Below are 13,282 nucleotides of genomic sequence, written 5' to 3' on the forward strand. Positions count from 1 at the left end.
TATGTCCCGACCTTTCCTGTTTGTTTTGGATAGAGAACTATCTTACAGCCTTCGATTAAGTATGCGTCCCGCTTCGCTTTTTGCTAAACAAAACCGTCCAGAAGGAAAAGCAGTTATGATAAGATAACGATAAGAAGAAGAATGGAGATGAAGCACATGAAAAACGAAATCATAGACAGATTTACCAGCTATGTAAAAGTCGATACGCAGTCAAACGAAAGCGTCGACAGCTGTCCATCCACTCCTGGTCAATTAACCCTGGCGAACATGCTTGTAGAAGAACTTAAAGAAATCGGCATGCAAGAGGTCACGATTGATGATAATGGATACGTAATGGCGACCCTCCCTGCAAATACGGATAAACAGGTACCGACAATCGGCTTTCTGGCCCATGTCGACACGGCAACAGATTTCACTGGAAAGAATGTCAATCCTCAGCTTGTCGAAAATTATGACGGCGGTGACGTGGTGTTGAATGAAAGCAGAAACGTTGTATTGTCACCTTCTGATTTTCCCAGCTTGGGGAACTATCGTGGCCACACATTGATTACAACGGACGGCACCACGTTATTAGGAGCAGACAATAAAGCAGGTGTAGCAGAAATCATGACGGCGATGGCCTATCTTATCAACCATCCGAAAACCAAGCACGGGAAAATCAGAGTCGCATTCACGCCGGATGAAGAAATCGGCCGAGGGCCGCACCGGTTCGATGTCGATCGTTTTCAGGCAGATTACGCATACACGGTCGACGGCGGACCGCTGGGAGAACTGGAGTATGAAAGCTTCAACGCAGCAGCTGCACGACTGACCTTTTTCGGAAAAAATGTCCATCCTGGTTCGGCTAAAAACAAGATGGTTAATTCTGCAAAAATTGCAATGGAATTTCATGCCGGTCTTCCTGTTGAAGAAGCACCTGAATATACCGATGATTACGAAGGGTTTTACCATCTCATTTCTTTCGAAGGAGATGTCGAAGAAACAAAGTTGTATTACATAGTACGTGATCATGACCGACAACAATTCGAGAAAAAGAAAACAAGAATCAAATCTACAGTCGAGGAATTAAAGCAGAAGTATGGTGAAAACGCAGTCGTGCTGGAAATGAAAGATCAGTACTACAATATGAGGGAAAAAATTGAGCCGGTGAAGGAAATTGTCGACATCGCGTATGAAGCGATGGAGCGTATCGGCATCACTCCCGATGTCAAACCGATCAGGGGAGGAACAGACGGCTCCCAGCTTTCTTTTATGGGGTTGCCGACCCCGAATATTTTCACAGGAGGGGAAAACTTCCACGGTAAATTTGAATTTATTTCTGTCGAAAATATGGAAAAGGCTGTGCAAACAATCGTGGAAATTGCCAGCTTGACGGAAATGAAAGCTTGAAATAAAAAGGGAGGGAAGCAGATGTCCTTTCTAGTGACAGCAGAATGGTTGTTTGAACGACTACAAGAGCCCGCGGAGGAAGATATCGTTGTCCTTGATACACGGTTTGAGTTGATGGACCCGGAAGCTGGAAAGCGGGCCTATTTCCAAGGGCACATTCCAGGGGCTGTCCACTTTGACTTGAATCAGGACTTGTCCGGAGAAAAAGACGAACACGGTGGCAGCCATCCTTTGCCAAACCCGGCTATATTTGCTGATAAGCTGGGGGATGCCGGAATCGGGAGCAAGACGACTGTTGTTATATATGACCAAGGGAATGATATGTTCGCTGCCCGTTGTTGGTGGCTGCTTACTTATTATGGCCATGAGCGTTCTTTTCTCCTCGACGGCGGATTGGAGAGTTGGAAAAAGCATGGGTATCCGGTGAGTCGTGAAATTCCTGTGTCTAAGCCGAAAAGCTTTTCACCAGATATACAGAGCCAGCAAGTAGTCGATATTGACTACATAAAACAAAAAATCGATGACAGCACTTCTCATTTGATCGATTCCCGATCTCCACAACGGTATCTTGGTAAGACAGAGCCACTTTATCATAAGGCCGGTCATATTCCGGGCGCCAACAACTATTTTTGGAAGCAGGTGCTGACGGATGACGGCAAGTGGAAAAGCGAAGAGGAATTAAAGAAGCACTTTGCTGAACTGCCTGCCGATGAGGAAATCATTGTTTCCTGCGGGTCAGGCGTCTCCGCTTGTCCGAATATCCTGGCGCTTCAAGCAGCTGGTTATCAAAATGTAAAATTATATCCGGGTAGTTTTAGCGACTGGATATCTTATCCGGAAAATGAAGTCTCCACCGAAGTGGATGAGTAAAAGCTGTTAAGAACAACCCAACTTGGAGGATACACCATGACTGGAAAAACACACATTATCGGCGGAGTGGCAGCTTGTGTTGTCACAATCCGCTTCACGGGTTTTGACCCGCTTTTACTGACGACAGCAGGTATCTTTGGCTCATTGCTCCCCGACATTTGTCATAGCGGCAGCAAAATCGGAAGGAAAGTGCCTTTATTATCAAATATAGTAAGCGCCCTGTTCGGACACCGTACTTTCACACACAGCCTCTTGTTCCTTTTGTTGATTCAAACGCTAGTCTCCTTGGCCCGTCTGCCTGATGAAATAACAGCAGGTTTACTCGTTGGGGCAGCCAGCCACCTTTTGCTGGATGCAGCCACGAAAAATGGGATCAAACTTCTCTATCCTTTGCAAATGACGTTCCGGCTGCCACTCACTGTGCGAACAGGAGGACCGGCCGAAAACGGTGTTCTCGCAGTATTGGTATTGGTAGTCGTCTATTTTGGACAGGGGATTATGTAACCGAACACTAGGATAGCAGGATGGTTTGGACAAAGCTTGCAGAGAACCTTTGGTTTTACTGCAAGCTTTTTACGTTTAGCCACCCGAGGAGTGAAACTGCTGATCACTAGTGTGAATGCTCTACTCCTTTGAATGATCTGCGCCCCTTTCACCGGGCTTGTTGCTGCTCGTTCTTGATTTTAGCAGCATTGCCGGAAAGTGCAGGATGCAGATAAAATAGGGAAGCCATTGTCGATACTGCTCCTCCAATAAAAATCGCCGTTCCTGTACTGGTCAAATCCGCAAGCAGACCAGCTGATACTGCAGCGACTGGAAGAAGAATCCAGGACATGAACCGGGATGTCGCTTGTACCCTCCCCAACAAGCGGACAGGTGTCAATCTTTGCCGAATCGTTGCAAGACAAGGATTCAGGATAGAGACCGTGCAGGTGCCGGCCATATTGGCTGCAAATAACGAGTGGAAAGATTGCAATTGGCTCAGTACCATGATGGACAAGCCGCCTGTAAACGCGGCAGAAAACAACAGGTTTCGATAGGAGAAATATTTTGTCAGAAACCCGGAGAACAGTGCTCCGGCAATGGCACCTGCACCGCCGCCGGATAACAGCCAGCCAATTTGGACGGAAGTGAGTTGTATCGTGTCTTTCAGGTGGAATACGAGTAATGTCAACAGCAGGGTCGTACCGAAGGTGGAAAACAGCATCGCCAAATTTGTAAACAAAATGGCTTTCGTGGAGACCACAAAGCGAAATCCTTCCTTCAGGTCGTGAAGCATTGTTTGCTTTCCGGATTTTTGTGAATGGTGGAAAGGCAAAGAGATGCTTGCGATGGCAGCAAAAGCAATTAAAAAACTGAAGCTGTTGAGCAAAAGCGCGATGCCGGGATGATACAAGCTTACGACTAGTCCGCCGATGGCCGGAGCTGATAGCGTCGCAGTCTGTAAAGCTCCTGTGTTGAGAGCATTTACAAGCTGCAGCTCCTGCTTGTTAACAAGGCTTGGAACAGCGGCGAATTGGGCAGTGTTATATACCTGGCTAAGCAGGCCGATGCCGAAAGCCGCGATACTTAACTGCCATAGATACAAATTTCCATAAATGCTGAGGAGGCCAATCCAGCCGGTAAGGATCATCCTCCCACCATCGCCAATAAGCAACAGGGTCTTGCGGGAAAACCGATCTGATATAATACCGATCATCGGTTGGAGCAGGATCGGCAAGCGTTCTAAGGCTGCAATGATTCCCATACTGACAGGGGAGCCTGTGACAGCAAGAACCATAAGCGGGAGTGCGATCAAATAAATTTGATCGCCCATGAACGAAACGACATTCCCGCCGATAAAACGAAACAGTGGATAGTTTTTTGTCAGTGGAACGGACGATTGAGTAGAGGTGATGGGACGCTTCATGTTTTTCCCCCTTTAAAGCCTGTCATCCAGGTAATCTTCCAATTCAGCGGGAAGCGACTGGAGCACGTTGCCGTTCAGACTGTAAACCGTGCCATTGTTTCGTACCAGCCGTGCAGCCTTGAGTACTTTCAAATGATGATGGACGGTGGTTTTTCCCATCCCCAATCGATTCGTCAACTCTTGGAGTGTGTGCTCCTTTTCTCCGAGCATTTTCACTATTTTCAGCCGTTGCTCATCGCCCAGTGCTTTGTGCTTGAGTACGAGAAATTGATCCGGTATGTAAGGGTCGGCAGAATGAAAGCTTTGGTTGGAAACCGGATAATAAAAAATTTTATGTCCAGCAAGGTCCGCTTCTACGTTCCAAGGACGATACACTACATGAGGAATCAGCAGAACAGTATGGACACTGGGCTCCGGTAAATAGTGGATCCCCCCAGTCGCCCAAGTAACAAGTTCTTCTGGATGCTTTCTTCTCCGCATCGCCTCTTTCGCGGCTGCATCCACCGTTAAAACCGTGCCGATTTGGTCTGCTTCAGGTTGGATGACCGTCCGATACCAGCCTTCCATGAGAGAATAAAGATGGGACCGTAGAAAGTCGATATCGGTTTGACAAATAAATTGAATGTAAGCGGGAAAAAAGGTGTGGTCCTTGGCCGCATTTTTAAGCGCTTGGACAGATTCTTGGTTACCTTCCGCCGCTTTTTGAACATCCGCCTGATAGGCTTGTCCAAGAAACGGCAGACAGGCAGCTTTAAGGTCGACAGCAGTCAATTCGGAAATGTTTTGGAGAAATGCCTCTATAGACGGATAATCCTTCAGATGCAGAAGCTGCAGCAGAGCTTTCCAGGTATTATGTCTTTCGGCCAATTCAAGCTGGGAAAGCATGTCTGAAGATAAAGCCGTTTTGATATGATTCCATTCAGACTCCTTTTTCTCCAAACTGCTAAGCAATGGTGTGTTGGTGATGGCTGCAATCCCGAGTGCACACTCCCATAATAAAGAATGTTTTACTTCGACTTTATAGGTTTCTCTGCTTCGTCCACTTGTTTGAATAATTTCCATTGTCGCCCCTCCGAAAGTGATCTTTTTCTGTATACTATATTAATAGTATAAACAATTCAATAATTTTAGAATATGTTTTTCGTTTTTTTCGAAGGGAAATTGGGAAGAAGATAGTTTAAATCGTAAGGAAAGCAGGTGAAACCATGCATGGATGGGAGGGAAGGCACGACCCTTGTCAAAATGAGCAGTTAATCAGCAAATACCTTCCAGGTAACATTCATCCGGCACAAACGGCCTCTACAATTAAGCGGCAATATTGGCAAATCCAGTCCCGCTCCCAGCTGTCTAGTTGCGAACCACAAAGCAACCAATCATTGGGTCAATGGTTGATTGCAGGCTTGAAAAGAATCGTTTCGCAAAAGGCAATCCCCGGGCGAACGAACCAGGAACCAGTGTTTGAAAACAAACATTCTGTCTATCCCGATTGGAAAATAACACTGGATGCACGGCATGACGTGCTTTTAAGACGTATAGAGCGTGAGGTTGACGTGACAGCCTACGGGGCAGTCGGAGACGGGATGACGGATTGTACAAAGGCATTTCAAAGAGCAATCGGAAATGGCAGCGTGAAGGTGAATGTGCCTGCTGGTTGTTATGTGGTGAAAGGAATCAAACTTCCTTCTTATACCTTTCTTCAGGGAGCGGGAAAGGGAAAAACGATCCTCAAGCTGGCAGACTCAGCGCCGAAATGGACAAGGCTGCTCACCAATGCCAATCATTTTCTCGGCAACAGTCATTTGTATGTGGAAGGGCTGACACTTGATTGGAATGTCGAAAGGCTTAAGGGAGACGAGAAGACAAGCTTTGGAAACAATTTTTCCAGTTGTTTGACTTTTGCCCATGTGTTATACGGCTGGGTAAGACAAGTGGAGGCAATCAATCCTGGGCTTCATGGCTTCGATATTTCTTCTGTCTATTACAACTATGCAGGAGACGGGTTCCGCGGAAGAGGGGAAAGCAGTTATATCTGGCTGGATCAATTGACCGGCCGCGGATTTGGAGATGATGGAATTACCACCCATCACAGCAGGAAGATTCTCATCTCCAACTCTCATATGTACGATCCGAGCGGACGTTCTCATCGACCGGGATATTCCAATTCGAATGGATTCGAAGTGGATGATGGTTCCCAACATGTTTGGCTCGTGAACAATTCATCGGCAAGGTGTTTCGGCGGCGTGGAAGTGAAGGCGCATGCCAATTCTTCTGCGGCCATGCATACCATTATTGCGGGACATTTATCCATTCATGATAACCGCTCCTATAATTTTCGACACATCGGCCACCATCACCGTGAAGAGCCACATTCCAAGACGGCGGAGGGAATACTGGCCGTAAACCTGGTTTCAGTTCGTCCTGTTTATTCCAAACTGTATCGTAATTCCTCGCCGCGTGCCCTGGTGGTTTCCGGCTACCGTAACGTCGGGATAGACAACTTGATGGCAATAGGAGACCCGGATTATGCTTATCAAAGCAATCCGGTCATCGCTGTACAGTACCGGGCAGACAACGTTTGGCTGAACAATATTTATGTAAAAGACTTTGTGAAGGCTGGTGCAGACGTGCAGTTGTTCGGCGGCAGCAACCATGCTGGAAAAGTCGTGCTGGGAAGGGTGGAAAGCGAAAATTCAGCCCGGAAAAGGGTGAAAGTCGGAAAAGAAGTACAGCTTATGTCTTTTAAACAATAGAAATGGAAAGAAAGAGCTTGGGACAAAAGCATAGCGACCAACATAAAAACCGAACGAAGATTAATTCGTTCGGTTTTGTCAAAAAAGCAAACCATTCTTATCTTTCTCTTATGAATCATGCTCCACTCCGGCAAGGTACTTCGCTTTCCGCGGGCAAGGCTTCAGCTAACTTGGAAAAGAAAAGCGATTTGCCAAGTGGATCTTCAGCTCGCGCCCTGCAATTTCTGAAGAATAACGAACCTCCTCCGCTAATTTTTCGTCTTCGTCCTAACACCGATAGAAGAATACGGTTCTATTCATTTTGTCCTGATAGGCAGAAATCAGACCACGAAAACGTAGCGTAGTATCTTGTCGTAACGATACGAAACTCGCATCAAACAACAGGAAAAAAGAAGTTTTTCGAATTCACAAGCAAAAACCAATTCGCTCTGTTTTTGCTTTGGTGGCCATGTTTTTATCCCGGCCTCTTTCTCAGTGCTGGTACACTTCCTTCCTGGCCAAGAATTCCTTGACCAGAGGAACCGCTTCTTCCGTGCTTGACGCATGTATTGTATGACTGTCGTGTTTGTTGGCTGAATAACTATAAAGCGGATCATAATAATATTCCAGCAGCAGTCTGGTGGCTTGACCGTAGTCCGTGTTTTCCAAGCTGGTCTCGATTTCGGCTGCGACCGGTGTATGAATTCGACGTTTGATCCGTTGAAATGCTTCGAGGGCTTCCTCGTGATGGTCCCAGGGTTGATAATCATCCAGAATGTTTCTCACCCGCTCCTCGATAGGGATGTCGATGAACAAGTGTGTTCCGTGCTCTTTCTTTTCCACCATGAAATCAGGCAATACTGCTTTTCCTATACGCTTGCTTTCAGCCTCCATGACAACATAGGGGGCTTGCTGCACCTTCAATAGCTGATGAAGCAGAAGGGATTCGAATTTTTTCTGTTTATTTGGTTCTAAACCGATCTGGCCGAAAATCGAACCACGATGATTGGCCATTTTTTCAAAATCGAGAATGGCGTAACCGTCCTCTTCCAGTTGTTCCAGAATCATCGTTTTTCCTGCCCCTGTGTAGCCATTGAGCACGATAGCTTGAGGAGTAAACGTAAACGACTCCAATGTTTTGACTACCCATTGACGGTAGGAACGGATTCCTCCCTGAAGGCGGTTCACTTTGATCCCCATTAAATCCACCATCGTCGCAGCGGTCTTACTGCGCATACCGCCCCGCCAGCAGAATACTGTTTTATCTGTGTTTATTGCTTGAAACGCCTTTATGAACGCTGGAAGCTTGGCCGAAACAATCTCTACACCACGCTGTTTAGCAGCCTCCTGGCTTTCCTGCTTGTACAATGTCCCGATCTCCGCTCGCTCGTCGTCGTCGAACAGGGGAATGTTGATACTCCCTGGAATCGTCGCTTCGGCAAATTCAGACGGGGAGCGTACATCGATTAACGTATGTTCGTCTGTTTTATGCAAATTGGCGATTTCTTTCCAACTGATATCTTGAAACAATTCCTTCACGCCTCTCTATGATGAACTGGCAAAAGTCTATTTGATCGAGTTCTCCCTCTATTTTAATGAAAATCAACGGATTTGTAAAAATTCGGCACTTTTTGCGGTCCATAATACAGAGGGTATATGGAAAAAACAGTATAAAGGAACTGGAATGAAGCACTAAATTATGCATAAATATGGAAATAAAAAAGGTTGGGGAAAAATGAGACAGTTGAGAGAGAACGAATTGTTCAATGACATGGATATGGCGGAACAATACTTGCCGATTGTGAAGACGGGATTGAATCCAACGAGCGCTCCAAAAAATATCATCATCATCGGAGCGGGAATGACCGGCCTGGTGGCAGGTTCACTGCTCAAAGAGGCCGGGCACTCGGTAACCATTATCGAGGGAAATGACCGCGTGGGGGGGAGGGTTTATACCGTAAGAGAACCATTTGTCGGGGAGGATTATATCGATGTCGGGGCGATGCGCATTCCTGCCGACCACCGCCTGACAATGGGATACATAGAAAAATTCAAGCTACCGGTAAATCCGTTCATCAATAATTCTCCAGACGACCTCTTGCATACCAATCATGTTACTTTGACTCGTCAGCAGTACGAAAAAAAACCGGAGCTATTCGACTACCCGCTTCCGCCTCATGAACAAGGAAAAACGGCGACCGAGCTTTTTCAGAAAGCGGTCGATCCATTTCTGTCGCTTTATGAGCAATCGACCCCGGAACAAAAACGGGAGTTGATTGCCTATTATGATCGTTATAGCATGGAAAATTTTTTGCGGCATAACCCGATTGGACTGCAGCTTTCTTCGCAGGCTGTACGGAAAATAAAAGTACTGCTTGGAATCGAAGGCTTTCCTGAGCTTTCATTTCTCAATATCCTTACTGATATTGTCGGAACGGTTTTTAACGGAAAAAAGAAATTTTACGAAATCACCGGGGGAAATGATCGGCTTCCAACTTCATTTCTTCCGCTTTTATCAGATGATATTCATTTAGGTGTCACAGCAAATCGCATTATACAGCGGTCCGACGGTGTGACGGTCCACTGTCAGAATGGGCAAGCGGGTAACTTCGGGTGGTATGAGGGGGACTTGCTGCTTACTACCATCCCTTTTCCGGTTTTTCAATTTATCGAAGTGCTGCCGCATCATACAATACGTTTTATGAAGCGAAAGGCTATCCATGAAATGCATCATGTGGCTTCCACGAAAATCGCCATGCAGTTCAAAAACAAATTTTGGGAGGAACAGGGGCTGCTCGGTTCCAATATTATCAGTGATTTAACGACCAGATTTACTTATACGCCGAGCCATGGAATAGGCACCCCGGGGCCGGGGATTCTACTCGTCAGTTACAGCTGGGGAGAAAACGCCACCCCGTGGGATGCTTTGCCGGAACGTGAAAAAGTCAAGCAGGCATTGCAAGGCCTTGCTAAATTTTTTGGCAATCAGGTCTATGAACAATTTCTGACAAGTTTTGCATTCAGTTGGAACTTGAACCCTTTCTCGGCGGGTTGCTTTACCTTGTTCAAGCCAAATCAAATAACGGAGTTTTCACAAGTGATCAAGGAACCGGAAGGCAGGATCCATTTTGCTGGAGAGCAGACCTCTTCCCATCATGGATGGATAGAGGGGGCGATAGAATCCGGAATCCGGGCAGCACTGGAAATGAACCGGCGTTAAAAGAGAACAATAAACTGACTGAAGGTGCAGTTCAGCCCCCTCAAGCCCCAAAATCAATGTTCTGTTTGCGCCCTTGCTGGTTCACTTCTTTTTTATGTTTGTTGTAGTAGAGAGATGACGTGTTTGGCGACACCTTTAGTGGAAGCGGGATTTTGCCCCGTGACAACTCGCCCGTCTTTTCTTACACAAGATTTGAACGGCAAGGCTGCCTGTTCATAGTCGGCCCCGTGGGTCTTCAATTTTTCCTCTAAAGAGAAAGGCAGATACTTGTAAAGCATCATTGCTTTTTCCTCCCGGTCGGAATACCCGGTTACTGTTTTTCCAGCAAGGAGATACTCGCCATTCGTCAGTTGAAGGTCATAGAGTGCACTTGGTCCATGGCAGACTGCCGCCACAATCCCTCCATTTTCATAGATTGCCCGGGTAATGTCTTGCAGTTCCTGGTTTTTCGGGAAATCCCACATGGTCCCGTGTCCGCCGGCAAAATAAATCGCTTCATATTCAGCCGGGTTTATTTGTCCTGGTGAGTAGGATTGCTTCAACCATTCCATGAAAGTTTGATCGTTATAATAATTGCGGAGCTGTTTGCTGACTAGCAGCTCCGTTAAACTGCGGGGATCTATCGGAACTTCGCCGCCGGAAGGGCTGACAATATCGACTGTGAATGTATGTTTAACCCGATGATAAAATTTAGTGAACTCGCTTAGCCATAGTCCGGTTTCTCTCGAGGGGTCACCTAGAGCCTTATGATTGGTGACGACCATTAAAATTTTCTTCATGTTAATCCTCCTCCGCCTTATGGGTTTACAGACAACTCATACACCGTTGCCTTAATCGGAATTCCTGAATCCATGGCGCCTGTGCAGTACGATTCTTTCCCGAAAAGTAAAAAGGGATCGACAAATTGTTACGTTCCATCCCTTGATTTATTGGCAAAATGCTTTATAATGATAATGATTCTCAATTAAATGATTGTCTTTGAAAGCGTTTGTTTTACATAGTGGTTGAACGGGAAATAGCCGCAACACATTTACAGGAATAAAGGTAAGTAACACGGGTATGGAGCAGATTCGATAAAGGAGTTTTTTTCGATGGCAAGTGACAGTGAATTGTATGATGTAACGATTGTCGGGGGAGGCCCGACGGGATTGTTCGCTGCATTTTATAGTGGGATGCGACAGATGAAAACGAAGGTGATAGAGTCCGGCCGGCATCTTGGCGGGAAGGTTGCCCAGTTTTACCCGGAAAAGTACATTTATGATGTAGGAGGAATTCCGCGTATATCCGGTGAAGACCTGGTGCGACAAATGAAAGAACAAGCAGGGCTTCATGACCCCGAGATGGTTTATAATCAGTATGTTACAGCTATTGATAAACAGGAGGATGGGACTTTCATTTTAAGCACCGAATCCGGAGAAGCTCATTATTCGAAAACGGTAATCCTTGCGACCGGATTTGGCATCTATGATCCTGTTCGTCTAACAGCAGGAAACGCATCGAAATATGAAGGCGTCCAGCTGCATTACTCGTTGAATAATAGGGAACAACTCAGCGGAAAAAATGTCCTGATTGTTTCGAAAAACAGAGTCGGCATTGACTGGGCGCTCGCCTTGGAGGGACAGGCGGAAAAAGTGATCCTTGTAAATGAATCAGATGAATTCCAGCATGTCGGACAGGGTGATGAAGAACGGCTGGCCCAGTCTACGGTAGAAGTCAGACTGCACCATGAGGTACTCGAACTGATGGAACAAGATGGCTGTCTTCGCAAAGCAAAGCTGGTCAACAAGGAATCAGAAGAAGAAACTCTGGAGACTATTGACCAGGTTCTCGTTTATCAGGGAATTGAGTTTAAAGCCGCCCCGTTTAAACAGTGGGATCTGGCTGTTGAAAAAAGTAAAATCACGGTAGATGCCGGCATGGCAGCAAATGTAGCAGGGATATTCGCCGCTGGAGATGCCGTACATTATCCGAGAAAGTCGATGCTGATCGCATCCGGCTATACAGAAGCATGCACGGCGGTGAATAGTGCCAAGTTTCATATTGATCCCAAAGCAAGTGCGCAGGTTTACAGTACAGTAGAATACAAATACAAGGAATGAGATTCCGGGCTGTTCCCCTTTGGAGAATCAGTCCTTGGTGTATAGGCAGGATTCACTGTCATGTTTATTCGTTGCACAAAAAATCTTCACTTTGACCTTGCAGCTGAACCAGGATAACAAAATTGGGATAAAGAAGCGGATGGGATGTATCGCTTGTGAACGAGTGATAAAACTAGGTAATGGAATACTTTATACAAAGCAAAAAACCGAACGAATTCGAATGCTTAGCAATCGAATATTGTTCGGTTTTTGCTTTGTCCCAGCTGCTTTTTCAAAGACAGAAAAGTAACAGTACCGTTTGATTGTCAAAAGAATCCCTTTGTTTTTCTTGTTCGGAACAGTTGCGTATTATTGAAGAATCAGCCGTTGAATAAATCGTGACTAATCAGAAGCAGGATCATCCGGACGTTTGCCTCGCTTCAATTCATAGATGCTCAATCCGAAGTCCATCTGCAAGTGGGGATAATCCTTGAATCGCGTCCAATCGCCACCCCATTCGAAACCCAGCTTCTTGGCGATTTCTACGACTTCCATCCAATCTGATTCGCCGTTGTCGTTTCCGTCATAGTTCATGTCCCAAATGGCCCTGCCATTTTCGTTTTGCAGGGCGAAATCAATGGCCAGTCCGTAGTTGTGATAGGATTCTCCTCCTTCAGCATAGGTGACAATGTCCCCCTCTTCTGAACGGCCTTGCTGGTATAATTCATCCTGTCGTTCTGCAGTGCGGAAGCCCTCGGTAATGATGATGGAGATCCCTTGGTCCTCCGCCTTTTCAACTAATTGGTCTTTTTTCTCTTCAACAATGGGATGCAGCTCTTCAGGCAGCTCGCCATTTTCTACAAGGTCTTCATCCTGGGGCTCAAACTCCAGATTTTGATTTTCTATATAAAATAGTATAAACAGGACGCAAGCCGTCAGTATGATCAACCATACTAATATATTGACTTTCACCTATCCTATTCCCTTCGTTGTCTAAAATTGTCTTTTCTCTGCTCAGGTGTACATAGGAAAGACTACCATAATTCGAATAAAGCCGACAACCATTGCACTTGCTGAACAAATTGTT

General features: G+C 46.1%; 11 protein-coding genes. 6 read left to right on the forward strand and 5 right to left on the reverse strand.

The window, feature by feature from the left end:
- The first annotated feature begins 156 nt into the window (after window positions 1-156).
- Genes pepT through ABVF09_RS16520 form a run of 3 tightly spaced genes read left to right on the forward strand, consistent with a single transcriptional unit; the run spans window position 157 to window position 2,763 of the window.
- A complete protein-coding gene (gene pepT / locus ABVF09_RS16510) occupies window positions 157-1,389 on the forward strand; it encodes a peptidase T (protein WP_371069672.1) in 1,233 nt (410 codons plus the stop codon).
- A 21-nt stretch (window positions 1,390-1,410) separates the two neighbouring features.
- Window positions 1,411-2,259, forward strand: a complete 849-nt coding sequence (locus tag ABVF09_RS16515) for a sulfurtransferase (protein ID WP_026571516.1) — start codon at window positions 1,411-1,413, stop codon at window positions 2,257-2,259.
- Window positions 2,260-2,295: 36 nt separating this feature from the next.
- The gene (locus ABVF09_RS16520) at window positions 2,296-2,763 is read left to right on the forward strand and encodes a metal-dependent hydrolase (RefSeq protein WP_371069673.1); all 468 of its coding nucleotides are present in this window, start codon (window positions 2,296-2,298) and stop codon (window positions 2,761-2,763) included.
- Window positions 2,764-2,911: 148 nt separating this feature from the next.
- Here the strand turns inward: ABVF09_RS16520 and ABVF09_RS16525 are convergent, their stop codons facing one another.
- Both ABVF09_RS16525 and ABVF09_RS16530 read right to left on the reverse strand, forming a co-directional pair.
- Window positions 2,912-4,168: an MFS transporter gene (locus ABVF09_RS16525; RefSeq protein ID WP_051390487.1), complete on the reverse strand. Its 1,257-nt coding sequence runs from the start codon at window positions 4,166-4,168 to the stop codon at window positions 2,912-2,914.
- 12 nt (window positions 4,169-4,180) lie between these two features.
- Window positions 4,181-5,230, reverse strand: coding sequence for an ArsR/SmtB family transcription factor (locus tag ABVF09_RS16530; protein WP_371069674.1), 1,050 nt, complete (start codon window positions 5,228-5,230; stop codon window positions 4,181-4,183).
- A gap of 143 nt (window positions 5,231-5,373) precedes the next feature.
- Here ABVF09_RS16530 and ABVF09_RS16535 point away from each other — a divergent pair, with 143 nt between their 5' ends.
- Window positions 5,374-6,918, forward strand: a complete 1,545-nt coding sequence (locus ABVF09_RS16535) for a glycosyl hydrolase family 28-related protein (RefSeq protein WP_371069675.1) — start codon at window positions 5,374-5,376, stop codon at window positions 6,916-6,918.
- Between the two features lie 471 nt (window positions 6,919-7,389).
- Here ABVF09_RS16535 and mnmH read toward each other — a convergent pair whose 3' ends face one another.
- Window positions 7,390-8,427 (reverse strand): tRNA 2-selenouridine(34) synthase MnmH, encoded by a 1,038-nt coding sequence (gene mnmH / locus ABVF09_RS16540; RefSeq protein WP_371069676.1) that lies wholly within the window; start codon window positions 8,425-8,427, stop codon window positions 7,390-7,392.
- Between the two features lie 205 nt (window positions 8,428-8,632).
- Between mnmH and ABVF09_RS16545 the strand changes: the two genes are divergently transcribed.
- Complete coding sequence (locus ABVF09_RS16545; RefSeq protein WP_371069677.1) at window positions 8,633-10,117, forward strand: flavin monoamine oxidase family protein; 1,485 nt, start codon at window positions 8,633-8,635, stop codon at window positions 10,115-10,117.
- A 92-nt stretch (window positions 10,118-10,209) separates the two neighbouring features.
- Here ABVF09_RS16545 and ABVF09_RS16550 read toward each other — a convergent pair whose 3' ends face one another.
- The gene (locus tag ABVF09_RS16550; RefSeq protein WP_035427269.1) at window positions 10,210-10,896 is read right to left on the reverse strand and encodes a type 1 glutamine amidotransferase domain-containing protein; all 687 of its coding nucleotides are present in this window, start codon (window positions 10,894-10,896) and stop codon (window positions 10,210-10,212) included.
- Window positions 10,897-11,208: 312 nt separating this feature from the next.
- Between ABVF09_RS16550 and ABVF09_RS16555 the strand changes: the two genes are divergently transcribed.
- The gene (locus tag ABVF09_RS16555; RefSeq protein WP_371069678.1) at window positions 11,209-12,216 is read left to right on the forward strand and encodes an NAD(P)/FAD-dependent oxidoreductase; all 1,008 of its coding nucleotides are present in this window, start codon (window positions 11,209-11,211) and stop codon (window positions 12,214-12,216) included.
- Between the two features lie 381 nt (window positions 12,217-12,597).
- Here ABVF09_RS16555 and ABVF09_RS16560 read toward each other — a convergent pair whose 3' ends face one another.
- Window positions 12,598-13,167: a M15 family metallopeptidase gene (locus tag ABVF09_RS16560; RefSeq protein WP_153464918.1), complete on the reverse strand. Its 570-nt coding sequence runs from the start codon at window positions 13,165-13,167 to the stop codon at window positions 12,598-12,600.
- Window positions 13,168-13,282 lie beyond the last annotated feature (115 nt).

The organism is Sediminibacillus sp. JSM 1682029 (assembly GCF_041366435.1).
GTDB classification, from domain to species: Bacteria; Bacillota; Bacilli; order Bacillales; family Amphibacillaceae; genus Sediminibacillus; species Sediminibacillus terrae.